This is a genomic window from Candidatus Leptofilum sp. (genome assembly GCF_965223285.1).
Classification (GTDB): domain Bacteria; phylum Chloroflexota; class Anaerolineae; order Promineifilales; family Promineifilaceae; genus Leptofilum.
Genome location: NZ_OZ244997.1, coordinates 6,140,698 through 6,164,666, shown reverse-complemented (window position 1 = coordinate 6,164,666; position 23,969 = coordinate 6,140,698). Strand labels below are relative to the sequence as shown.

Annotated in this window: 23 protein-coding genes and 1 pseudogene; 16 read left to right on the top strand and 8 right to left on the bottom strand. The window is 51.8% G+C overall.

Annotated features, from left to right (window positions below; genetic code table 11):
• The first annotated feature begins 33 nt into the window (after window positions 1–33).
• The 8 genes from ACOQPU_RS27575 (at window position 34) to ACOQPU_RS27540 (ending at window position 6,875) form a co-directional block, all read left to right on the top strand.
• A complete protein-coding gene (locus tag ACOQPU_RS27575) occupies window positions 34–1,344 on the top strand; it encodes an anaerobic glycerol-3-phosphate dehydrogenase subunit C (RefSeq protein WP_420643041.1) in 1,311 nt (436 codons plus the stop codon).
• Window positions 1,345–1,482: 138 nt separating this feature from the next.
• Window positions 1,483–2,295 carry an AAA family ATPase gene (locus ACOQPU_RS27570; protein WP_420643040.1) on the top strand — a complete coding sequence of 271 codons (813 nt, stop codon included), beginning with the start codon at window positions 1,483–1,485 and terminating at the stop codon, window positions 2,293–2,295.
• A 26-nt stretch (window positions 2,296–2,321) separates the two neighbouring features.
• The gene (locus tag ACOQPU_RS27565) at window positions 2,322–3,257 is read left to right on the top strand and encodes a glycosyltransferase family 2 protein (protein WP_420643039.1); all 936 of its coding nucleotides are present in this window, start codon (window positions 2,322–2,324) and stop codon (window positions 3,255–3,257) included.
• 130 nt (window positions 3,258–3,387) lie between these two features.
• The gene (locus tag ACOQPU_RS27560) at window positions 3,388–3,597 is read left to right on the top strand and encodes an FmdB family zinc ribbon protein (RefSeq protein WP_420643038.1); all 210 of its coding nucleotides are present in this window, start codon (window positions 3,388–3,390) and stop codon (window positions 3,595–3,597) included.
• Window positions 3,598–3,730: 133 nt separating this feature from the next.
• Window positions 3,731–4,012, top strand: a complete 282-nt coding sequence (locus ACOQPU_RS27555) for a metal-sensitive transcriptional regulator (RefSeq protein WP_420643037.1) — start codon at window positions 3,731–3,733, stop codon at window positions 4,010–4,012.
• A 1-nt stretch (window position 4,013) separates the two neighbouring features.
• The gene (locus ACOQPU_RS27550) at window positions 4,014–4,436 is read left to right on the top strand and encodes an OsmC family protein (RefSeq protein ID WP_420643036.1); all 423 of its coding nucleotides are present in this window, start codon (window positions 4,014–4,016) and stop codon (window positions 4,434–4,436) included.
• Window positions 4,437–4,499: 63 nt separating this feature from the next.
• Window positions 4,500–6,014, top strand: a complete 1,515-nt coding sequence (locus tag ACOQPU_RS27545) for a hypothetical protein (RefSeq protein ID WP_420643035.1) — start codon at window positions 4,500–4,502, stop codon at window positions 6,012–6,014.
• A 207-nt stretch (window positions 6,015–6,221) separates the two neighbouring features.
• Window positions 6,222–6,875, top strand: coding sequence for a response regulator (locus ACOQPU_RS27540; RefSeq protein ID WP_420643034.1), 654 nt, complete (start codon window positions 6,222–6,224; stop codon window positions 6,873–6,875).
• A gap of 40 nt (window positions 6,876–6,915) precedes the next feature.
• Here ACOQPU_RS27540 and ACOQPU_RS27535 read toward each other — a convergent pair whose 3' ends face one another.
• Genes ACOQPU_RS27535 through ACOQPU_RS27520 form a run of 4 tightly spaced genes read right to left on the bottom strand, consistent with a single transcriptional unit; the run spans window position 6,916 to window position 9,706 of the window.
• Entirely contained in the window at window positions 6,916–7,521 is a 606-nt protein-coding gene (locus ACOQPU_RS27535) for a class I SAM-dependent methyltransferase (RefSeq protein ID WP_420643033.1), read from the bottom strand.
• Complete coding sequence (locus tag ACOQPU_RS27530; RefSeq protein WP_420643032.1) at window positions 7,518–8,321, bottom strand: Dam family site-specific DNA-(adenine-N6)-methyltransferase; 804 nt, start codon at window positions 8,319–8,321, stop codon at window positions 7,518–7,520. The genes ACOQPU_RS27535 and ACOQPU_RS27530 overlap by 4 nt, the downstream gene beginning before the upstream one ends.
• A 12-nt stretch (window positions 8,322–8,333) precedes the next feature.
• Window positions 8,334–8,900: a hypothetical protein gene (locus tag ACOQPU_RS27525; protein WP_420643031.1), complete on the bottom strand. Its 567-nt coding sequence runs from the start codon at window positions 8,898–8,900 to the stop codon at window positions 8,334–8,336.
• Window positions 8,901–8,932: 32 nt separating this feature from the next.
• Window positions 8,933–9,706, bottom strand: a complete 774-nt coding sequence (locus ACOQPU_RS27520) for a metallophosphoesterase family protein (RefSeq protein WP_420643030.1) — start codon at window positions 9,704–9,706, stop codon at window positions 8,933–8,935.
• Between the two features lie 99 nt (window positions 9,707–9,805).
• Here ACOQPU_RS27520 and ACOQPU_RS27515 point away from each other — a divergent pair, with 99 nt between their 5' ends.
• From ACOQPU_RS27515 to ACOQPU_RS27505, 3 genes are all read left to right on the top strand, one after another.
• Window positions 9,806–11,296 carry a S10 family peptidase gene (locus ACOQPU_RS27515; protein ID WP_420643029.1) on the top strand — a complete coding sequence of 497 codons (1,491 nt, stop codon included), beginning with the start codon at window positions 9,806–9,808 and terminating at the stop codon, window positions 11,294–11,296.
• 132 nt (window positions 11,297–11,428) lie between these two features.
• Complete coding sequence (locus tag ACOQPU_RS27510) at window positions 11,429–12,172, top strand: MerR family transcriptional regulator (RefSeq protein ID WP_420643028.1); 744 nt, start codon at window positions 11,429–11,431, stop codon at window positions 12,170–12,172.
• Window positions 12,173–12,254: 82 nt separating this feature from the next.
• Entirely contained in the window at window positions 12,255–13,160 is a 906-nt protein-coding gene (locus tag ACOQPU_RS27505; RefSeq protein ID WP_420643027.1) for a DUF2268 domain-containing protein, read from the top strand.
• Window positions 13,161–13,214: 54 nt separating this feature from the next.
• On the opposite strand, the gene ACOQPU_RS27500 is transcribed toward ACOQPU_RS27505, so the two are convergent.
• From ACOQPU_RS27500 to ACOQPU_RS27490, 3 genes and pseudogenes are all read right to left on the bottom strand, one after another.
• Window positions 13,215–14,207, bottom strand: coding sequence for an ABC transporter ATP-binding protein (locus ACOQPU_RS27500; protein ID WP_420643026.1), 993 nt, complete (start codon window positions 14,205–14,207; stop codon window positions 13,215–13,217).
• Window positions 14,208–14,295: 88 nt separating this feature from the next.
• A pseudogene (locus tag ACOQPU_RS27495) lies at window positions 14,296–15,018 on the bottom strand (ABC transporter permease).
• An 88-nt stretch (window positions 15,019–15,106) separates the two neighbouring features.
• The gene (locus tag ACOQPU_RS27490; RefSeq protein WP_420643025.1) at window positions 15,107–15,898 is read right to left on the bottom strand and encodes an ABC transporter permease; all 792 of its coding nucleotides are present in this window, start codon (window positions 15,896–15,898) and stop codon (window positions 15,107–15,109) included.
• A gap of 325 nt (window positions 15,899–16,223) precedes the next feature.
• Between ACOQPU_RS27490 and ACOQPU_RS27485 the strand changes: the two genes are divergently transcribed.
• Complete coding sequence (locus tag ACOQPU_RS27485) at window positions 16,224–16,772, top strand: hypothetical protein (RefSeq protein ID WP_420643024.1); 549 nt, start codon at window positions 16,224–16,226, stop codon at window positions 16,770–16,772.
• 112 nt (window positions 16,773–16,884) lie between these two features.
• On the opposite strand, the gene ACOQPU_RS27480 is transcribed toward ACOQPU_RS27485, so the two are convergent.
• Window positions 16,885–17,340: a GNAT family N-acetyltransferase gene (locus ACOQPU_RS27480; protein ID WP_420643023.1), complete on the bottom strand. Its 456-nt coding sequence runs from the start codon at window positions 17,338–17,340 to the stop codon at window positions 16,885–16,887.
• Window positions 17,341–17,890: 550 nt separating this feature from the next.
• On the opposite strand from ACOQPU_RS27480, the gene ACOQPU_RS27475 reads away from it, so the two are divergent.
• The 4 genes from ACOQPU_RS27475 (at window position 17,891) to ACOQPU_RS27460 (ending at window position 23,948) form a co-directional block, all read left to right on the top strand.
• Window positions 17,891–19,126, top strand: a complete 1,236-nt coding sequence (locus ACOQPU_RS27475; RefSeq protein WP_420643022.1) for a thiolase family protein — start codon at window positions 17,891–17,893, stop codon at window positions 19,124–19,126.
• A 162-nt stretch (window positions 19,127–19,288) separates the two neighbouring features.
• Window positions 19,289–20,875, top strand: coding sequence for an alpha-amylase family glycosyl hydrolase (locus ACOQPU_RS27470; RefSeq protein WP_420643021.1), 1,587 nt, complete (start codon window positions 19,289–19,291; stop codon window positions 20,873–20,875).
• Window positions 20,876–20,936: 61 nt separating this feature from the next.
• Window positions 20,937–22,643, top strand: a complete 1,707-nt coding sequence (locus ACOQPU_RS27465; protein ID WP_420643020.1) for a hypothetical protein — start codon at window positions 20,937–20,939, stop codon at window positions 22,641–22,643.
• Window positions 22,644–22,862: 219 nt separating this feature from the next.
• A complete protein-coding gene (locus ACOQPU_RS27460) occupies window positions 22,863–23,948 on the top strand; it encodes a hypothetical protein (RefSeq protein ID WP_420643019.1) in 1,086 nt (361 codons plus the stop codon).
• The last annotated feature ends 21 nt before the right edge of the window (window positions 23,949–23,969 follow it).

The following is a 23,969-nucleotide window of genomic DNA, read 5'->3' as shown; positions in this document are numbered from 1 at the left end:
TCTGTGACCTCTGTGGCTCAAAATGGGAAAAAGATGATGCGGAACGTTTGGGAAGCAAATACAACAATCGAATTTGAAAAGGCAGAACCGGTTGAGTTGACGCTGGATCATTGTATTAAATGCAATATTTGCGTGACGGCTTGCCCCGTAACGGCCGTTACCGACCTGTTCCCTGGCCCCAAATACGAAGCACCCCAGGCGGGTCGCTTTCGCCAAAACAAGCAGCCCACGCCAGACTACTCGGTAGATTACTGTAGCGGCTGCCGTGCCTGCAACATGGCTTGCCCCACGGGCGTGAAGATTGCCGAAATCAACGCGCGTGTCCGTGGTGACATTGTGCAAGAAGGTAAGCAGTCGGCCCGCAACAAGCTACGCAATAATCTGATTGCCCGGCCAGAACTGCTGGGGAAATTTGGCCAGCCCGTGGCTCCATTGGCAAACTTTTTGCTGCACGGGGGCGTTGGCCGCTTTTTTGCCAATAAATTGTTTGGGTTTGCTTCCAAAGCACCGCTGCCTATCTTTTCTCGCGAGAAATTTAGCAACTGGCTGAAGCAAAGATCTGCCCCCGCCAACGCCACCCGGAAAATTGTGTATTTTCGAGGATGCTCGACCGAATATTTTGAGCCGCGTGTGGGCAAAGCGGCCGTTCAGGTGTTAGAAGCCAATGGATTTGAGGTGCTGGTACCAGAGCAAAATTGTTGTGGGCTGCCGCTGCTATCCAACGGCGAATTTGATGCAGCCCGCGATTACCATGAAGGCAATGTCACCAAGCTGATTGATTACGTGAAGCAAGGGTATGTGATTGTCGGCACCTCCACCAGCTGCACCCTTACGCTTAAAGAAGAGGCACCAGAACTGCTGGATTACTTCACGGATGATGCCCGGTTGTTGGCGGCTAACACGTACGATTTGAACGAATTTTTGACGATGCTGCTAGATGATGGCGAGCTAAAGACAGACGGCTTACGGCCGATCCCGATGCGGTTAGCGTACCATATGCCGTGCCAATTTAAGGCTCATCGCGTGGGCCGCCCCAGCGTGGAGATCATGGATTTGATTCCAGAGTTGGAAATTGTAGAAAGCCAGGCAACGTGCTGTGGTGTGGCTGGAACGTATGGCTACAAAGAAGAGAAGTACCAGGTGGCAATGGATGTAGGACGGCCGTTGTTCGAGTTCATTCATGAAGTTAACGGACCAATCAACGTGTGTGACAGTGAAACCTGTCGCTGGCAAATCACCGCTGCCACTGGGCAAGCCTCTGTGCATCCGATAGAGTTGCTTTCTTATGCTTACGGCTACCCACCTGAAGGCGAACTGGCCAAGGTGCTGCTCCCCCTGAGCTAAAGTTGGAAAATAAATACGAAGGAACAAAGGTAGGAAGGAACAAAGCATTAGTTTTCTTTGTTCCTTCCTTTTCTTTGTCCCTTTGTAATAAAAGCGCTCAAACTGGATACGGTTTTCGATCTGTGGGACAATAGATTCATGGCACATTTGCGCACAGTTCGCCTCAATTTAGATGCTCTGGACGATGCCGAGCGGCGGCAATACCCCTTTAATATTCCCGCTTTGCAGCAGGAAGCAGGCATTGAGTTAACCAGCCCTGTAACCTTTTTGGTCGGAGAAAATGGGTCAGGAAAATCTACTTTGATTGAGGCGTTGGCAACGGCCGTTTCTGCCTACACCGTTGGCAGCGAAGACATTACCCAGGACGCGACGTTGGCCCCCGTTCGGCGATTGGCCGACCGTCTGCGATTGGTCTGGTCGATTAAAACTCGCAGCGGTTTCTTTCTGCGCGCTGAGGACTTTTTTGGCTACATCAAGCGGCTAAGCCAAATGGAAGCAGAGCTTTTGGCTGAGATTCGGCAGGTGGACAAAACGTATGTAGGTCGCTCTGACCATGCCAAAGGGCTGGCCAAGATGCCATACGTTACCGAACTAAATGCGCTGCGCTCGCAATACGGCCGTCACCTGAACACCTACTCCCACGGCGAAAGTTTTTTAGAGCTGTTTCAATCACGCTTCCAGCCGAACAGTCTGTATTTGCTGGATGAACCAGAAACGCCGCTTTCCCCCATGCGCCAACTTACCCTTATTGCCTTGATGAAGGAAATGGTGGCTCAAAATTGCCAGTTCATCATTGCTACGCATTCACCCATTTTGATGGCCTTTCCCGGTGCCACCCTGCTCAGTTTTGATTACAGTCCAGCGCAACCAGTGGCATACGAATCATTGGAACACGTTACCGTCACCCGCTCATTTTTGAACAACCCAGAGCAATATTTGCGACATCTTTAATTGCTCAATTACTAGCCATGCAACCCTTGGATACTACCCAGAATAAGCCTCCTGCCTCCAATCTCGACTTATCAATCGTCATTGTAAATTACAACACCCGCCAGCTTTTAGATGATTGTTTAGCCTCACTTTTTGCTGCCGAACCGCCGGCTGGCGGGATGGAAATCATCGTGGTGGACAATGCGTCTGGCGACGGCAGCCAGGCAATGGTGCAGGAAAAATACCCAGCGGTGCAGCTTATTGCCAGCGAGGTGAATCGTGGCTTTTCGGCGGCAAATAATTTAGGGGTGGCGGTGGCAAACGGCCGTTTCATCCTCTTCCTCAACTCCGACACCCGTGTAGACGCCAAGGCTTTGTCAGAACCAATCGACTATTTGCAGTCGCATTCCAACGTTGGTGCGCTGACTGTGCGGCTCATCTACCCGAATGGCAAGCGCGACCCGGACAACCATCGCGGTTTTCCTACGCCTTGGAATGCCATTTGCCACTTCTCAGGCCTTAGCAGGCTTTTCCCTGATACCCCCCGCTTTAATGGCTACTTCCAAAGCTATGCAGACATGACCCAGACGCATTCGGTAGACGTGATTGCCGGATCGTACATGCTGATGCCGCTGGTACTTTGCCGCGAGCTGGGTGGCTGGGATGAGACATACTTTTTCTATGGCGAGGACATTGATTTTTGCTATCGTATTCGGGAGGCGGGGTACCAGATTATTTATTATCCACACGTGGAAGTGCTGCATTACAAGGGGGCCAGCTCTGGCTTGCGGAAGGAGTCAGCGGCGATTGCCAAGCCGCCTAAGGAAACCCGCGTCAAAGTAGCGAAAGAGTCCGTGCGGGCGATGAAGATTTTCTATCGCAAATTTTATCGGCAGGACTATCCGTGGCTGGTAACGGCCGTTGTCCTGGCGGGTATTCAACTTCGGGGCTGGTTCCGCATCCTCAAGCATCAACTTACTTAAGCCACAGAGGACACAGAGATTTTAGAGAAATTCTCTTTTTCCTCTATATTCTCTGTGGCAAAAAAGCATTGACAAAACGATTTGTAAATACTATACTCCCCCACAGTATATTTAAGGGGGTTGATTGACTATGCCAATGTATGATTTTGCCTGCCGCGACTGTGAGCAGGTGTTCGAGAAAAAGTTGCGAATGTCGCAATCGAGCGATCCGCAAATCTGCCCATCCTGCGGCAGCGGTGAGACGCGCCGTCATATGTCTGCTGCGTTTGCAGTCGGTGGTGGCGGGCGCAGCACAGCTCCAGTGGTTTCTGCACCACCGCCCACCAGCCCCTTCACCTGAGCGAGCGGCTGCTAAGCAAGCAGTTTGCTTGCAAGAAATTAGCCGCAGATTGGCACAGATTGTGCTTGCAGATTTTTATTCTGCAACTCTGTGTCATCTCCGCGTACCTCTGTGTTCCGCTTTTTAGGAGTAGATGATGAAAATTCCGAATACGGCCGTAAAAAAAGAGCTCCAAACACGCCTCAATCGCATCGAAGGGCAGGTGCGCGGGGTGCAAAAGATGCTGGATGACGATCGGGAATGCCAGGAGATTGTGCAGCAGTTAACGGCCGTGCGCTCTGCTGTACACAATGCCCGCCTCCAATTTATGCGCACCTACACTCGTGACTGTCTGCTGCAAGGTGCAGAACTCAGCGAAATGGAGCGCACCGAGCTTGTCGATGATTTAATGAACTTAATAGCGAAGGTAGAATAAGATGAGTAACGAAAAAACAGCCAAAGTAGTTTGGTCCGGTAGCGAATTACAATTTCATGGCTCGCTGGGGTCCGGCTACGAATTTGATTTAAACAGTAGTGCCGGGGCGCACGGTGGCAGCCCCATGGAATTTTTGTTGGCAGGTGTGGCGGGCTGTACGGCGATGGATGTCATCTCCATTTTGCAAAAGATGCGCCAAAATGTGCGTGAGTTTTCGGTAGAAATTTCTGGGGTGCGTGCTGACAATCACCCCAAAGTGTATACAGAGGTAGACATTACCTTTGTTGTGCGCGGTGAGAATATCAAGGAAGAGAACGTGGCCCGTGCCATTGAACTGTCGGAGAATATTTACTGCTCGGCCAGCCAAATGTTCCACCGTTCTGGCACCAAAATAAACACGAATTATCGCATTGAAGAAGTTTAAAGCAATCAGATAATTTACTCAATTCTCATGGCTTGACCCCGCTGCATTGCTTATTATCGGGGCATGATTGAGACCAAACAGCCCCCAAACTTCATCTGCCAGGGCAAGCGACTTTTCGTTTTTGCCCTGGCTTTTATTTTGCCCATTTTGTTGCTGCACAATTTACGCCAGGCAGAAGCGGCCACTTCGACTCCGCTCAGTGCAGGCGTTTCCACACCAACGACGGCCGTTTTCCCCTTTGCCTACGGTGCTAACGTTGCTGAATGGGACATCACCAAGCTAGATGACATGGGCTTTAACTGGATTAAGGTGTTCAATGGCCCTGGCAGCCGCCTTCCGCTAAAAGTGCTGCTGCGCGTAGACGCCAACGCCAGCCATATGGGCAATGTGAACAGCTTTGGCAACAGTGTACAAAGTTTGGCTGAGTTGCAAAAAGGGTTTGTGGATGCGTATGAAATTGGCAACGAACCTAATTTAGACGCAACCTACGGCTGGGGGTATGGCAGCAGTAACGTGCCGCCCGATGCTGCCGATTATGCTACGCTGCTTTGTGAGGCATACGGCCGTATCAAAACGGCTGATCCAGACGCGTTGGTTGTGTCTGCTGGGCTGGCCCCCACCGGGCGTGTGGTGGAAACGTGGAATGGTCATGCTGGGCACAATGGCCTGTTCCAGGATGAGCGCATCTTCATGCAAGAGATGCTGGACGCGATGCAAATGATCAATGGTGCCCCCTGTTTTGACGTGTTTGGCTACCATCCCTACGGTTACAGTGCCGATTTTGACGCTCTGCCGGACGTCGGATCGGCCGATCCGACACAGGATTGCGCCAACGGATTTTGCTTTCGCGGCGTAGAGAAAATCTACGGCATTTTGCAGGCCAACGGGCTGGGCGATAAGCAAATCTTTGCCACTGAGTTTGGCTGGATTGTGGAGCCGCCCGCCGATTGTTTGAGCAATGATAGTTGGGCTGGCCGGGCGTGGCAAATTGTGAGTGAGCAAAAGCAGGCAGATAATTTGGTGGGCGCTTACGAATATGCCACTGCAAATTATCCCTGGCTGGGCGGCATGTTCCTCTTCAATCTCAACTTCAACGTCGCGCCGTGGATTACCGACCAGTGTGAGCAGATGCGCTATTACGCCATTGCCAACCGCCCGGCAGAGGCAGCCTTGGCGGCGATGCCCAAAGTGGAGGGGGCGGGGGTTGGGGAACTTTCCGTTATGCCAGAGGCGGTAACGGCCGTTTACACTCCCACCCAGCAGCCAATTGACGAAACAATTTCTGTGACGCTAAAAAATGTGGGCACGGCACCACTGGCGTATACAATGACGCTGCAAACCACCTTGCCTCTAACGCTCACCGTGAATGCACCGCTCACTGGAAGTTTGGATGTTGGCATGGAAACGGCCGTTCCCCTCCAATTTGGGCTAGACGGCCAACCAATCGGCAGCTACAGTGGCACTGTGCAGATTGAAACCAGCTCCAACGGCATAGTTGATGGCCAAAGCGTGCTGGTAACTGTTCGCCTTTGGGATGAGATTTACCGCACCTTTTTACCTTTGGCGGTACGGCCGTAAGCAGTTTTCGTTAGTGGAGTAATTTGCCATTTTTTATGACGCGAAGGCGCAAAGGCCTGAAATTATTTCTTTGCGTCTTTGCGTGATTATTTCTCTGGACAGTTGGGTATATGGCTCATCGCTCGATGGCTCTCGCAGCGTCGAATGTGGTATGATCGTTTCAGTTATTTGAATTTGCGTAAATCTGCAGATGATTTAGGAGTTTTCATGACGATTCGGATTTTGTTGGTGGACGATCAATCATTGTTTCGGGAGGGGTTGCAAACTTTGCTCTCGGTGCATGACGATTTGCAGGTGGTAGGCGAAGCCAGCAACGGCCAGGAAGCAATTGAGGCTGTCGAAAATTTGATGCCAGATGTGGTGCTGATGGATTTGCGGATGCCGGTGCTGAACGGCGTCGCCGCCACGCGCCAAATTACCGAATCAACCCCCAACAGCCGCGTGATTGTGCTAACCACCTTTGATGATGACGATTACATTTTTGACGGCTTGCGGGCTGGGGCAGTGGGCTACCTGCTCAAAGATGTGCCTTCGGCCAAGTTGGTAGAGGCAATTCGGGCGGCGGCGCGGGGGGAATCGTTTTTGCAGCCATCGATAGCGGCCAAAGTAGTAGCTGAATTTTCGCGGATGAGTGGCCCCAAAACGGCCGTTCCGCAGCAAGAACTCGTTGAACCTCTCTCGGATCGGGAGCTGGAAATATTGGGCGTTTTGGCCACCGGGGCCAGCAACCGGGAGATTGCTAACCAGCTTTACATCACCGAAGGCACGGTGAAGAATCACGTCACCAATATTTTAGGCAAGCTCGGCGTCCGCGACCGGACCCAAGCCGCGCTCAAAGCCAAAGAGATGGGCCTGATTTGATTTTTTGCCACAGAGGGCACAGAGGAAAAAGAGAAAATCTCTAAGCTCTCTGTGTTCTCTGTGGCCAATTTTCTGGTTTGCGGGCGATGAGTTGGGCAACGGGGCGCATTTTTCCAGAGCAATGACCGCGTACGGCCGTTTCTGCTGAATGCACAATCTCAAAGTCAGCAAAAGTGCGGTGCAGCTCGCCCGGTTCCAGGAAGTAGCTAGGGGTGTCTCCCGCGCCAGTGTAGACAAACGTCTCAAAGAAGAGCAGCCCGCCAGGGCGGAGGGCTTGCCGATAGGCGGGGAAGGTGCCTCGCTCTAAAAAGCGAAAGTTGAGAATGGCCTTCACGCAGTTTTTGGGGAAGTAGGGTTGTGTGAGGTCGAAAACGGCCGTATCCACCACAACCCCAAGCGCATCAGCTTTTTGCCGCAGCAACTGCAAACCCACTTCAGAAACATCCAGCGCGATCACCGGAATGCCCAGTTGGGCCAAAAACAGAGCATTGACCCCCACGCCCGCCGCTGCATCCAGCACCACGCCATTTTGGGGCAGCAAATGAACGAAATCTTGCAGCAACTGGCTGGCGGTTCCTTGCTGGCGATAGTGGCCGTCGGTTTGGTAACGGCCGTTCCACCGCGCCGCATCTGGATGTTGTGTCATGAGCTGAATAGCGCCAGTAATTCTGCTGCTTTTTCGCGCTTGTCACCATTGCAGCTGATGAAGCGGCGCACTTCAAATGTATTAATTTCTGCTGCTTCGTACACTTGGCGAACTTCTTCTGTATCGTGGTTAGAAATAATGACGGGGACGCCTCTTTGGGCAAGTTTTGTTGCTTGCCTGGCCAATTCTTGCTGCTCTGCCCAGCCAAAGCCGTTGGCACTGTAGCTAGTGAAGTTGGCCGTGCTAGTTAGCGGCACGTAAGGCGGATCGCAATAAACCACATCGCCCGATTGACAGGTGGCCATCGTAGCGACGAAGTTGGCCTGTTGGAAGATGGCGTGCCGCGCTTGTTGGGCAAAGTGGTGCATTTCAGCTTCGGGGAAGTACGGCCGTTTATACCGACCAAAGGGCACATTAAATCCCCCTTTCCGGTTATAGCGGCAAAGGCCATTGTAGCCGTGCTTGTTCAGGTATAAAAAGAGGGCCGATTTGCGGCGCGAATCGTTGGTGCGGTTGAATTCGTCCCGAAGAGTGTAGTAGCGGTCTCTATCGTTGTTTTCTGGGGCAAAGAGGGGGCGGCAATAGTTGATGAACGCTTCGCCTTCAGCTTGCAGATACTGGTAGAGGACAATCAAATCGGCATTGGTGTCGGAGAGCAGGTAGCGCGGATAATCGGTGTTTAAAAAGAGCGCACCAGAGCCAACAAATGGTTCCACCAGTCGCTCGCCTGGCGGCAGCAGTGTCTTGATGCGCTCTACAAGTTTATATTTGTTTCCTGCCCATTTGAGAAATGGCTTCATTAAGCTGGTGAGTTAATTTGCACAATCGGTAACGATGTTGGCATGGGTTTCGGTATCAATTCTTGGCGTTACCAGAAAACCCCCATGATGCTCAAAGAAAAATTGCGCCCGTGCCGTTAGCTTAAGCAGGTAGCCGTCATAAACCTCGCCAATTTGTAAGTGGCCAGCATGTTCAGGCGCACCCAGCCAATGAAAGTGGGAAAATCCCCGCTGTCGTGGAATATCTTTTGCATCAACACACCATAGAGGATGGTCGCCTTCTGGTTTGTCTAGCAATGTTGCCTGTATGGCAACACCATGCAACTGCCACCCGACCGTGCATTCTTCAGCCTGCACTGTGCAGTCACCATGCTTCGCCACCGGCACGCCGTTTACTTCATCACCTATGAAAACATTGTATAAGAAGCCGTTCAATCTGCCATTGCCCGTTACTTTGCTCTGCTGATGTGTGTCGATGTGGTTGCCAAACAAAAAGTCGTATGGTGCTGCATGGTCGTTCCAGGCATAGCCTGCGGCCAGAACGGTGCCAGTTATTAAGAAAGTGAATAGGCTGATGAGTAAAGCGATTCTTTTTTTCATGGGTACACACTCCTTAAAAATTAATATTGAACCTATTTTGCCAGTCGTTCCAGCAAGTATTCCCAATTGGGCGGCTTCACGAAGGAGAGAATTTCCCGCTCTTGATGAGTATTATAGGCAACCAATCGCTTTTCCACCATCCAACCTTCCCCTTTGTGCCAGGTGAGCAGACCATATTTGGCGCGGTTGTTACCATCGCTAGGCAGGTTGACGGAGCTGATGTTGGCCAGAATTGTATCTTCCCAACGACGTACGTTTGGTACGTGCAAATGGCCAAAGGCAATAATCCCGGCGGTATTGTTTTCTAGCAACGGCCGTAACTCTTCATCACTCTGCGGCCACTCCACCTTGCCCAAAATTTCCTGCTGGAATTCGTCCGTCGGGGCAATCATACGAGTCACATCTAAAGGGTTGGCATGGACAATGAGCAGATCGTCGCTAGGAACGGCCGTTGGCCCAATCCGGTGGCTGAACGGTAGACGAGATAGCCAATCAACATTCTCTGACCCAAGCTGAGTTTGGAGCCAGATGGCCGTCTCGTAAAAATCTTTCCACCGCGCTTCTTCCTCCTCAGTGACATTTTCGGGCATGGGCTGAGGCGAGTGAATAAACTCATCTGTGTTGCCATAGACAAAAATGTCCGTTTCGCTGCGGGCCAGTTCCAGGCACGCTTTCGGGCGTGCGCCCATCCAGCACATATCCCCGGCAAAGGCGACAAGATCAGGTGCCTGCTGTTTAATGTCGGCCAAAACGGTTTGCAGCGCAGTAAGATTGCCATGAACGTCAGAGTAAATTGCGATTCGCATTTGATGCCTCCTTCTGTGCGTGTGTGGTTATTATCGCTGTTCTCACAAGCAATCGCAAAATGGTATAATTTGCACCAACAAATCCAAGGAGCGTATAAGATGGCAGACGAGTCGAAAAAAGAAGAAAAAAAAGAGAATGGCAAAGAAAAACCGGAGCCCAAAGACAACCTGGTAGAGACGAATCATGTGGTGACGATAAACGGCCGTAAAGTCAACTACACCGTCACCACTGGCACTATCGTACTCAAGGAGGAGATGGAGAAAGATGGCAAAGCAGATGGGCACAAGCCCAGAGCCGAAATCTTCTTCATTGCCTATACTCGTGACGGCATCAAGAATCAGAAAAAACGGCCGATCACCTTCTCTTTCAACGGTGGCCCTGGTTCCTCGTCCGTTTGGCTGCATTTGGGTGTACTTGGCCCGCGCCGCATCGTCACGGATGACGAAGGCAATCTGCTCCAGCCTCCTTATGAACTGGTCGAAAATGAATTTTCGATTTTGGACAAGACTGATTTGGTCTTTATCGACCCGGTAAGCACAGGGTACAGTCGGGCGGTAGAAGGTGAGAAGCCGGGCGATTTTCATGGTTTTAAGAAAGATATTGAGTATGTAGGTGATTTTATTCGACTGTACTGCTCGCGATACGGTCGTTGGACCTCTCCCAAATTCCTGGCGGGCGAAAGCTACGGCACCACCCGCGCCGCTGGGCTGTCTGGCTACCTGCAAGAGCGGCATGGCATGTATCTCAACGGCATCATGCTTATCTCTGTCGTGCTAAACTTCCAGACGATCCGCTTCCCCATTGGCAATGATTTGCCCTATATTTTATACCTGCCCACCATGGCTGCTACGGCCTGGTACCACAACAAGCTGGATGCCAAGCTGCAAGCCAGCCTGGAGGACACCGTTGCCGAAGTACGCAAATTTGCCATGACTGAGTACACATTGGCGTTGATGCAGGGTGCGGCATTGCCAGAAAAAGAGAAGGCTAAAATCGAGCGGAAATTGGCGCGCTACCTGGGTGTTTCATTGGATTATGTCAAATTATCAAATCTGCGCGTCCAATACTTCCGCTATTGCAAAGAGCTGCTGCGCGACCAGCATCGTACCGTCGGGCGACTAGACAGCCGCTTTTTAGGCATCGACCGGGACGCAGCAGGTGAGTATTTTGAGTATGATCCCAGCTACGCCGTTATCCAAGGACCATACACAGCCACCTTTAACGACTATGTGCGCCAGGAACTCAGCTTTGAAAGCGACCTGCCTTATGAAATTTTGACAGGCAAAGTGTGGCCCTGGAATTACGAACCGCACATGAATGAGTTTGCCAACGTGGCCGAAACGTTGCGCAAGGCGATGACGATCAATCCATTCTTGAAGGTGTACGTGGCCAATGGGTATTACGATTTAGCCACCCCGTTCCTGGCGACGGAGTACACCGTCAACCATCTGGATATTGACTCCACGCTGATGGACAACATCACGATGCACTATTACGAAGCGGGGCATATGATGTACGCGCATCTCCCCTCGCTCATGCAGATGAAATTGGATATGGATAGCTTCTTGGATACGGCCGTACCCTCCTAATTAACCCAATATGCAAGTAGGGGCGTTTCGCGAAACGCCCCTACTGCTCCTTCCTCCACATTTTCAAATTCCCCTTGACATTGACGTAACGTCATACTTTATCATAGTGCCAGATTCGTTTTGGAGATGTGCATGTACACGATTAAACAACTCGCCGATCTGGCCAACGTGAGCCGCCGTACCTTGCGGTATTACGACCAAATAGATTTGCTCAAGCCAACGGCCGTTGCTGACAATGGCTACCGCTACTACAACCAGGAAACGGTGCTGCGGCTGCAGCAAATCCGCTTTTACCAAGAGCTGGATTTCAGTCTGGCGCAAATTCGGAAGATTCTAGATAGGTCCGACTTTAACGCGCTGCAATCGCTGCAAACGCAAAAAGCAGCCCTCCAGCAGCAGGCAGACCGGCTCAATCGGCTCATCGACACCATTGACAACACTATTTTGCATTTGGAAGGAAACATAGAGATGGACAACAAAGATTTATTTGCAGGCTTCGATGAAGCCAAACAAAAAGAGTACGCCAAAGAGGCAGAACGCCGCTGGAACCCCAAGCTGGTGCGTGAATCCAATCAGCGTTGGAACCGACTCAGCAAAGAGCAGCAAAAAGCGATTATGCAAGAAGGCAACCAGGTTTACCTGGACATGGTGGCGCAACTTGACAATTCGCCAAACAGCGATGAGGTTCAGGCGATAGTGGCCCGCTGGCATCAGCACATGCGGCACTTTTACGAACCCAGCTTCGCCACGCTGCGCGGTTTGGGGCATGGGTACGCCAACGACCCCGCTTTCCGCACCAAGTTTGAAGAACTTCATCCCGATCTACCAGACTTTTTGCAGGCGGCGATTTCCGTCTACTGCGATAAAAATAGCTAGTTTGCACAGGACTGGCAGTCCTTTAGCTAAATCAACGGACTTAATGAGGCCAGGACTGCCAGTCCTCATCCCCCAAGGAAAAATGATGAAAAGCAATTGGATACCAACCAATGAGTATTACGGCCGTCTCCTCACAGAACCAGACGCAGCCAAACGTGAGCAGCTTTACTTGGATTTGTTTGTACGGCCGTGGCAACAAATGATGAACATGATGCAGCATCCCGGCATGGATACCGATGATCCGTTCGCCGGAGCCAAAACGTGGGGCTGGCTGCTGCCCCACCAAACCGAGGAAATCGCTACGCTGCTGCAAAAAATGGAAGCCGCCCGCGCCTGGGAAATTGGCGAGGCGGCGGCTGCCAAAGCGGCCGAACGTTTCGCGCCCTACGTAGATCGCTTGCTTTTTGACACCTTTGAAGGCTGGCTCGTCCTGGCTGATCCACACCACTTTGTCAACAACCCACAGCCCGGCTACACGGGGGCAACCGATTGGTTTGCCCCGCGCTACATCGGCCAGTTCTGGGAACCAGATGAGCGCAATTTACCTCATCTAGCTGGCTTGGTGGCGCACGAGATGCACCATTTGGTGCGCTTCCGCGTTTTCCCGTTCAATCCGCAAACCACAACCGTGGCAGAGTACATCGTGCTTGAGGGGATGGCGGAATCATTTGCCGCTTCACTATTTGGTGAAGAAGTCGTGGGCTATTACGTTACCCAGTTGTATGAGACGATGTTAGATGCCGCCAAATCGCTCATTGCCAGCGGACTCAATAAAACTGGCTTCAATATCATCCGCAGCTACATTTTTGGGGACGGGCTGGCAGCGCAAAGTGGCTACGAGCCGCTAGGCGGAATGCCTACTTACGGCGGGTATGCCGTTGGCTACCATCTGGTGCAGGCGTTCTTGCAGCGCACGGGCTTGAGCGTGGCCGAAGCTACCTTTGTTCCTGCGGATGAAATCGTGGCCCAATCACAATTTTTTGCGTAATTTACGTAGCCGCGGATTCTTTCCGCGCAATTCAAACGCAGTAAGAAACTGCGGCTACTCTTTTTCCAACAGCTTCTCTTCGTAAATGCGGCGAATGGTGCCTTCGATGTCTGGTTCGCGGACGGCCAAATCTTGTACCCGGTATTGGCTGGAAATACGGCCGATGAGTTCCGATGCCGAAATTTCTCCCCGCCTAAACTGATAAGTGGCGCGAGAATCATGGTAGTTGATGACCGTTGCGCCCTCGATTGCCACTGCCTCGTAATCCTGGGCAAAATCCACCACCAGCTCCCGCTTGCCGCCAAATTGGTTTTGTAGGGATTGGAGACGGCCGTCAAACAACAACTTCCCCCGATCAATAATCATCACCCGCTGGCACAGCCGCTGCACGTCGGCCAGATCGTGGGTGGTCAGCAGCACCGTGGTGCCGCGCTCTGCGTTCACGTGCTGAATAAATTGGCGAATGCGTTCTTTCGCCACCACGTCCAGCCCAATGGTTGGCTCATCTAAAAAGAGTAAGTCAGGGTTGTGCAGCAGGGCAGCGGCAATGTCGGCCCGCATTCGCTGCCCCAGCGAGAGGGAGCGCACGGGCGTGTGCAAAAATGGTTCCATCTCCAACATCTCGGTAAATTCAGCTAAATTTTGCCGGAACAAATCTGTTGGAATTTGGTAAACGTGTCGCAGCAGCTCTAGTGACTCGATGACAGGCAAATCCCACCAGAGGGTGGTGCGCTGCCCAAAAACGACCCCGATACGGGCGACGTACTGTTGGCGTTCTTGGTGGGGGATACGGCCGTTCACCACCACATCCCCCCCAGACGGCACCAGCAACCCGGTGAGCATCTTAATGGTGGTTGATTTGCCTGCCCCGTTTGGCCCCAGGTAGCCCACCAATTCCCCCGGCTCCACGCCAAAGCTGATGCCATCCACCGCCCGCACCCGCGTCGATTCCCGCGAGAAAAAGCTGCGAACGCTGCCAAATCGACCCGAAAAATGCTTCCGCACCGAAAAATGTTTTTGTAGGTTGGTCACTTCGATGATGTTCATAAATGTTCTTAGTTTTTTGCCGCGGATTTCGCGGATTAGAAGGATTTTTAAGAGCCATAAATCTGTGTAAATCTGCGAAATCCGTGGCCTAATTCCCCGTGCTTTGGTAATGGCGAATGCCAAAACGCCAGAAGCGCAAGGACAGCCACAACATGCCAAACCCCACCAGCGGCGCCATAAACGGGGCAAAGCTGGGGAAGTTGAGTGGGTCTGGCTTGTCTAAAAAGTAGAGCGTTGGGTAAAAGTTCAGAAAGATGGCCGGGACGACGAATGTAAAAAAGCCGCGCAGCCAGTTGGGGTAGATGGTCATCGGGTAGGAGATGGTGAAACTGCCGCCGTAGGTGAGCATGTTGAGCACCTCAATCGAATCTACCGTCCAAAAGGTGATGGTGCTGCCGATGATAAACAGACCGCCAAAAAAGGCGACCAGGCTGGCAACAACCACGGGCAGGTAGAGCAGCTTGGGCAGCGTCCAAACGATATTGTTGAGCGACAGGGCATAGATAAACAGACCAATGCCAAAGGCGATTTTACCGAGTCGGCGCAGCTCTAATGCGGCCCCCATCACTTGGGTGGTGATGTTGATGGGGCGCAGCAAGATTTGGTCGAATGTGCCTTGGCGCACTCATCGGCCAAAGTCTGGGGGGTCGAAGCCGCTGAACAGCATGTCCATGAGGCCAAAGGCGATTTCGACCAGCCCATACAAAAACGCAATTTCGGGCAGCCGCCAGCCTTGCAAATTGTCAAAACGTTGTAAAACCAAGGCCATCGAGCCAAATTCAACCAGTACGATCGTGCCGGTGGAGAGCATGTCTAGCAAGAATGAGGCGCGGTATTGCAATTGGGAGCGCAGCTGGACGCCGAGCAAACGGCCGTACATGCTCAAACTGTGTCTCACATCAGCCTCCTAAAATGACCAGGCGGCGCACGGCCGTTTTCAACAACAGTTGCCCCACAATCGCTAATCCAATCGCCCAGGCAGCCTGCAAAATGAGTGCTTGCCAAACGGCCGTTCCTTGTAGCGTACCAATATAAATCTCCACAACGGTGTTGAGCATGTGGGGGAACGGTGTCCAGTTCGCGACTGTCTGGACCCACTCAGGAAATAACCGCAGCGGCATCAAAAAGCCAGAGAAGAACCAGGAAATGACGTAGCCAAACCGACCGATGCCTTTGGCGTTTGGCGTCCAAAAGGCGGCCAGGTTCAGCAGAAAACGATAGGTAAAGCTGAGAAACCAACTGAGGATGATGGCTGTTGCCAGCGCCAGCCATTGTCCAACCGTTTCCGGATAAGTCATGGGGAAGACCAGGCTAAAAAAGAGCATGATGACCACGCCGCGTAATAAAAGTGCGACCAACGCCCGCCCCGCGTCTTGCGCCAGCCAATAGCGAAAGTAGTTCATTGGTTTGAGTAGATCAGAACCAACTTCTCCGGTGTAGACGGAGTTCATCAGATCTACCCAGCCAAAAAAGGCGAGGTAGGTAATGACCGCCTGGGTGAGGGCCACGTATGCGTACAGGCCAGATACGGTGATGCCTTCGACTGCGGAACGGCCGTCGTACAACGCCAGCAGCACAGAGACGCGCAGCCAGCCAAAGCCGAAGTTGGTTACCAAACCAGCGACTGTTGCTGCCCGATACGTTAGGTGCCTGCGAAAACTCCGCGCCGCAATTTCCCAAAATAGACGCATAGATAAATCCATTTGATGCTGAACTAAGAGACGAATCTGCTATTCTCTACGCCTTCAGATGGATTGTCAAATTTGCAATTTATAAAAAATTCACTTGATTTTTGCTCCAAAATTAGAACAAACATGCTATGCTAATTTGGCAAAAATTAAAGATTGCTCAATTTGTGACCCAGAAGCGATCTGAGACACCTAAACAAACGTAATTTAGAGTGTTACAAGCATGTAATGCATTTGAAACCAATAGCTTAAGAATAGAGATTTTCAATGTGGGCGGTTGTTGTTTTGAAGTCAGCACCGCCTACATTGCTGTTTATGGAGTAAATAGATGACAACCCGCACAATAATTTCCCGCTGGCTGGGCTTATCCAAACCTCAGTCAGCTACCACGGCAATGACGATTCACACCCCCAACGGCGTCATCCTTTCGGAGCCAGAGCAAGCCGCGCTCATCCCGCACCAACCGGACCCCATTATCATCCCCCAACAGCCAAACCCACCCCAGACCAGCACCGACACGCTTTCTAACTTTTTGCGAATCGGCCGTTTGTACCACCCGCTATGCCGCAATGCGTTTGTAGAGAAGGTGCAGCTTGGCTACTACGCCTATGAGCAGCGCGAAGAGTGGCACACCTGCGCCCTGGCAGCAGCGTACGCGGGTGCCTTTGGCCCCCAATCCATCGAACGACCCGATTTTTCTTACAGCATGGCAATTTGGCGACTGAGCCAGCGCATTGGCTTCAACATCGGTGAACGGCAAGTTATTGGCCCCACCGGCCGCCACAACAACCTGGCCGATGAAATGATTAAGCTGGTAGACGACAACCTCTGGACACGTGCTGGCGTTGCCGACTGGGTGGCGAGTTTGGGTTACTAAAAAACTCTAAATTGTGCAATGAAATTTGAGAACGCCCAACGCCCGCTTCAGCCGCGCTTCGCGTCGGCTGCAAGCCATGTTGGGCGGCGATTGGCATGATTTTGAGATACCATCAACAGGTATCCTGTTTCAATAAAGCTGTGACTTTCCCATCAGGATCAATATCCTGTTCTACAAATCCAAGGTTAGCATATAGAGTGCGGGCAACACTATTTGTGATTTGGTAGCAAATCAGCACCTCATTCCCGTTTAGCTCTTTTGAAATCTGCTTGATAATTGCTTTCATAGCACTTTTACCATAGCCTTGATTTTGATGTGATTTATCAATCATTATTCGGAAGATTTTCCATTTATCAGTGAAAACGTCGCGCCCCCAAAGAGCGTACCCTATTAGCTGATTCTGTTCATTATAAAATGCATTTGACCTTGCACCTTCATAAAACTGTGATTCGGCAATTGAATACAAGTTGCTTGGAACAAAACCTTCTTGATTAGGCGTTGTTTCTAGTGCAATACAAGACTTCCAATTGTTCACAGTTACAGGTTCTAAACGGATTTTGTGAAACATTCTGAAACCTACATTCGCCTTGATCGAGGAAAATTAAATTTGATAATCGTCCGCCCGTTCAGTTGCATAAGCCGCAAAATCTGTGTGCAGTTTTGTCGGCTTTATGCTGTTGTTGGGACGGCGAGTTCTGATTTAGGCAAACCTAAAAATATATTTAGCCGTCCCAACATATTATTATCCGGCATTACTATAGTCATTTTCAAATTTACCATGGTATGTACTTTCGCATAAAACCCTTTTAGCTGGCGCTTGCGGGTCAGCCCTACTTATGGATTGAAAATGTCGGATGGTGAAAAAAGATGGTAACAGTATAGCAAGTGAGAGTGTGTGACACAATGAGGTAGGAATGAACGGCCGTTTCCCAATTGCAACCTCCTTCGTGTACAATAACCACATTAAAACTGAACAAAGATTCTCTGTAATCGGCCAATCCTTTTTATGATGAACGAGCCAAGATTTTGGCCGATTACTTGTGTAAAAGCGGGAGACAAGCCTTTGCCTATTTTCAAGTACGCTTCCGCTTTTACAACACCCACTGAGGAGCGAAAAAATGAGCCAAAAAAGTATTCAGGATGTTGTTATTGTTGGGGCGGCACGCACGCCTACTGGTAAATTTTCTGGCGGGCTGGTCAGCCAGTCGGCTTCAGATTTGGGGGCGGTGGCGGTGAAAGCGGCCGTTTCCCGTGCTGGCATTGATCCGACTACCGTGTACGAAGTGATTATGGGACAGGTGGTGCCTGCTGGCACAGGGCAAGCCGCCGCGCGACATGCCGCGCTAGGTGGCGGTCTACCCAATAACGTCGGTGCTGTGGCCGTCAACAAAGCCTGTGGCTCCGGATTGAAATCTGTGATGATGGCGGCCAACGGCATCGTCGCGGGCGAAGCCGACGTTTTCGTCGCGGGCGGCATGGAGAGCATGTCCAATGCGCCTTACCTGGTCCCCCGTGCCCGGCAGGGGCTGCGCTTTGGTCACGGTGAGCTGCAAGATGCCCTGCTGCGGGATGGCCTCTGGTGCGCTTTTGAAGATTGGGCCATGGGCAATGCGGCCGAATTTATTGCCAAGCAGTATGAAGTGACCCGTGAAGAAATGGATGAATACGCCTACCATAGCCATGAAAAAGCAGCAGAGGCCACGGCAAACGGCCGTTTCCAAACCGAGATCGTCCCTATCGAAATCAAAAGTCGCAAAGGTAGCGTGATGGTAGACAAGGACGAACCCATCCGCGCCACGTTCACCAACGGCAGCTATGAGATGCAAACCAGCGTTGAGGGGTTAGCCAAGCTGCGTCCCGCCTTCGAGAAAGACGGCCAGGTAACGGCAGGGAACGCACCTGGCCTCAATGATGGCGGAGCGGCCGTTGTCGTAACCAGCCGCGCCAAGGCCGAGCAACAAGGCACAACCCCACTGGCTCGGATTGTGGGCTACACCCATTACGCCGTTGAGCCAAAATGGCTCTTTGCCGCCCCTGCTCGCGCCATCCCTCGTTTACTGGGTAAAATTGGCTGGGAAATGGCAGATGTTGATTTGTTTGAGCTGAACGAAGCATTTGCCGCCCAGGTGTTGGCCAACGGCGTGGAGTTAGTGCAAAAAGGGTATGCGTGGGATTGGGAGAAAGTGAACGTCAACGGCGGCGCGATTGCGCTGGGGCATCCCATTGGGGCTAGCGGTGCGCGCATTTTAGTGACGCTCATCCACGCTTTGCAGCAGCGCAATCTCAAGCGCGGCGTCGCGTCCCTCTGTCTCGGCGGTGGCGAAGCGGTTGCCTTGGCCATTGAGATGGAATAAGCTGAACAGATAACCAAAATTAAAAGAGTACCTTCAGTAACGCGGAGGTGCTCTTTTTGTTTTCAATGTAGCCGCGGTTTCTTGCCATATGTGGATGGCGCGGTAAGAAATCGCGGCTACGGTATAATCTGAAATCTACGTTGCGTAAAAAATGGAGGTTTTATGAGCAGTTGGTGGCAAACCGGGATTGTGTACCAGATTTATCCGCGCAGTTTTCAGGATAGCAACGGGGATGGCGTGGGCGACTTGCCGGGCATTGAGCAGCGGCTAGGCTACCTGCAAGCGTTGGGCGTGGACGCGGTCTGGATTTCCCCCATTTACCCTTCACCGATGGCCGATTTTGGCTATGATGTGAGCAATTACACGGACATTCACCCCCTGTTTGGCACAATGGCCGACATGGATCGCCTCATCGACGCAGCGCATGATCACAATCTCAAGCTCATCCTTGATTTTGTGCCCAACCACACGTCTAACGAACATCCCTGGTTTTTGGAGTCGTGCAGCTCGCGGGACAACGCGAAGCGAGATTGGTACATCTGGCGCGATCCGGCCCCGGATGGCGGGGTGCCCAACAATTGGCAGAGCCGCTTTGGTGGCCCCGCCTGGACGTTTGATGAACAAACCGGGCAATATTACCTCCACTCCTTTTTGGCAGAGCAGCCAGACGTGAACTGGCGCAACCCAGAGCTGCGGGCGGCCATGCTGGATGTGCTGCGCTTCTGGTTTAACAAGGGGATTGATGGCTTTCGCATCGACGTCAGCTATCGCTCGATGAAAGATGCACAATTTCGTGATAATCCACCAAATCCCAACTGGCGTGAGGGGATGGACCCGGCTAAGCAGGTGATTGAGAAATATACGCGCAACACGCCGGATATTGAGCATTTTAATCGGTGGCTGCGCCAGGTGTGTGATGAGTATGAAAACCGGGTGCTGATTGGGGAGATCAATTTGCCGCCGCAGGAATTGGTGGCCCATTACGGCCGTTCCCTCGACGGCCTTCACTTACCCTTCAACTTCAACCTTATCTTTACACCGTGGGAAGCAACGGCCGTTCGCCAACTCGTCGAAACGTATGAAAGTGTTTTGCCAGAGGGTGCCTGGCCCAACTGGGTGCTGGGCAACCATGATCAGCACCGCATTGCTAGCCGGGTAGGGGCGGCGCAGGCGCGGGTGGCAATGATGCTCCTGCTGACGCTGCGCGGCACGCCAACAATGTACTACGGCGACGAGTTGGGAATGCTCGACGGCGAAATTGCGCCGGAACAGGTACAAGACCCGTGGGAAAAGCGCGTGCCGGGGCTGGGGCTGGGTCGTGACCCAGAGCGTACGCCCATGCCCTGGACATCTGCCCCCAACGCCGGCTTTTGTCCGCCAGACGTTACTCCTTGGCTGCCGCTCAATCCAGATTCGACCCTCGTTAACGTTGCTAGCCAACTAGACGATCCTCACTCGATACTGGTTTTCACCCAAAAATTGATTCAACTGCGCCGCGAAACGGCCGCACTCAACCAAGGCAGCTACCGCAGTTTGTCTGCTCCCGATGGCGTACTGGCGTACGAACGCCGCCACGGTGAGCAAGCCTGTTGGGTGATTTTGAACATGACGGGGGAACCGAAAACGTGGAAGCTGTATGAGAATTTGGGGGAAACGGCCGTTCTGCTCACCACTGAATCAGAACAGCCAAACATTACACAAAATACCCTGTCGGTACGCCCTAATGAGGGTATCGTTTTAATGAGTTAAACGATATACTAGCCGCCAACCACTCATCACTATTTCCGTCAATTTTTGACATGGAGGTGTCATGTCTGACCGCAGCTTTTTGGTTTTAGGAGGGGCTGGCTTAGTTGGCTCCCAAATTGTGCGCACCGTGGCGCGCAGCATGGAACCTGGCCGTATTGTTGTTGCCAGCCTGTTCCGGGGCGAAGTGCGCGAATTTTTGTACGATGTGCGTAAAGAATTCCCTAATATTGAGTTTGTTGGTGCTTGGGGGGATGTTTTTGTTCGGGAGGAGTTTAGCCTGGAGCGCCGCCGCCGTTTGCTGCAAAGTCGCCACAATTTAGACATGCTTTACGCTGATCTATTTGGCTCATTGGAAGATGCGTACGGCCGTTCCGCACTTGTGCAGCTTATTCACCAGCATCAGCCAGACGTTATTGTGGATTGCATCAATACTGCCACTGCTATTAGCTACCAGGATGTCTCCAGCCTCAGCCAGCAAACCTACGACTTTTTACAGGAGCTGCGCCAGATTGTGGATCATCAAGATTTAGAGCGGTTAGACGCCTTGGGCAAGTCGCTGGAGCAAAACGTGAGTACCTTGCTCATTTCTCAATCATTGCCGCAGCTTATTCGCCACGTGCAAATGATTCACCGTGCCATGCGCGAAGTGGGGACGCGCCTTTACCTAAAAATTGGCACCACTGGCACTGGCGGCATGGGGTTGAATATTCCCTACACGCACAGCGAAGATCGCCCCAGTGCCAAATTGATGAGCAAAACGGCCGTTGCCTTTGCCCACACCGGACTCATGTTTTTGATGGCGCGGACCCCCAATGGCCCGCTGGTGAAGGAGCTAAAACCTGGGGCCATGATTGGCTATCGGCGGGTGGCTTATAAATCGGTCAAGGTGCGGGGGCGGCCTCAGTTTCGTTTTCATAGCCAAATGCAGCCACTGCAGCCGCTAAACGGCCGTCTGACCCTGCGTGGTGAGGAAAATCATTATCAGCGCATTGGCAAGATACATATGGCTGGTGTCGATACGGGGGAAAATGGCTTTTTTGCGAGGGGTGAATTTGAAGCGATCACCCATATTAACCAAATGGAATTTGTGACGCCGGAAGAGATTGCCCAACAGGCACTGCTGGAAATTAAGGGGAGTAACACTGGCTACGACGTGATCGGCGGTATCGACAGCAGCATCATCAATCCTAGCTTCCGTGCTGGGGTGCTGCGCCAAACCGCACTAGACAAGCTGGCGCGCATTGAAGAAGAAACCCAAAGCCACAGCGTTGCCCTGGGGCAGCTTGGCCCGCCTGAGCTTTCCAAGCTGCTGTACGAGGCCCATTTGCTGCGGCTCAATTACCAAACGTTGGCCAACGTGTTACAAGCATCAGCCATAGAACTGTCGGAAACGTTGTACAAGTTTATCACCGAAAATGAGCTGCTGCGGACGCAAATTACCTCTATTGGCGTACCCATCCTCACGCCAGATGGTTGTCATCTTATCCGGGGGCCGCGTATCAACATCCCTGAAAGCATTTACCATGAGGTTGAACTGACACCCCAGGCGATGGATGCCTGGGCGCAAAAGGGATGGGTGGATTTACGGCCGTCTAACTGCAAAACATGGCAAGCGCGGTTCGAGCGGATGCGCCGCACCCAACACATGCTCCACACGCGCGGCACCTCATCCGTTACCATGAAGACCTATTTGCCAGAAACCATCGAAATCGGCTCCGTCGTCGCCTGGCTTTTCAACAACGATTACAAAGGGCATCGCATCAAATAACTATGGGACCCTAAGGGTTTATTGCAAACCAAGATGAGTTAACATGAAGGAAGCCCTTTGGGACCGTATGCTGGAGAATAAATTTGACAAGAAACAATCGTAGGCTATAACTAAGTGGGAGTGAATTATCCTCTTTATTACGCATCCCCATTACAAAGCCATGTCAGTAGTTGTTCGGTATACAACCACACCATTTTCTGACTGAGTGAGGAATTACCAATGTCATCAAACACAGCGTTTACGGGCTTGACCATGCCCGTTTTCACCGCTTTTGGCTGGGCAGGTGAAGAAACAGCCATCAATTATGCCTTAGATCAACTAGAGCAATTTGTTCACTTGCTGCACAGTAACTTGTCTCGTCAGGCCAAGGGCGATTTGCCCTTTGCTGGGCTTAGTCGAGCCAATCAATCCGTCTACATCTCGGCCAGCGAAGCACCAGAAGAAGATTTACATCTTGCCTTTTTTGCCCGGCCGCTTAGCTTGGAAATGCAGGTGTCTATTACTGACTCCAAAGCATTGGCCAAAGCATTAAAAAACGCTGAGGCACAGCCAGTAATGGCCCATCGGCTCATTACTGAATTGGGGGCAGATTGGTCCTTACGTCTGCAACAAGTGCAGGTAGACGAAGAAAGTGGTGAGCAGGCACATTACCAGGATCTGTTCAAGGATGGCATTACAGCATTGCTGCCAGAGGTTTCGGCTGAAGTGATGAGCAAAGCTGCATACTTAAACAATGATGAGAAGTGGGTTACGCCATTTTACCTGAGCCGCCGCATTCCGGCGGAACAGGCTGCTGCGATGGGGGTGAGTATTTCATCCGTGCTGAGTGAGCAGGTTGATGCCCTGCTACCGCTCATTCACTTCCTCACTGGGCGACGGGCCAGCAGCAAACGGAAATCCAAGCCAAAAGCACGCACGGTAAAACCGATGATGGGTGGCAAAACAGAGGGTGAAGCGTCTTCTCTGGAGACAGTGATTAAACCAGAGGATGGTTTTGTTCATGTTGCCCAGGTAAAACCGCTCCACTTACGACGTGGTTTTATTAATCTTACCTCATCTCATTGGCCATTCTTTGCCATTAATTCCCGTACAGAAACCCGCCCGGTTACCATTTATTACGATGGTGTTTATGATAAAGAGAGTGCTGTTTGGCGAATGCTGCCCAACGACATGGCGCGTATTGTGTTAAGTCCGCCGGTACATCATTGGTATGAGGATAACTTTAACAAGGGTGACGAAATTCATGTAACCGTGACGCGTCTAGACAATGATGAAATTCAAGTTTCGCTACGCGCTTCCCAATAATTGACCGGATAACGCTATCAA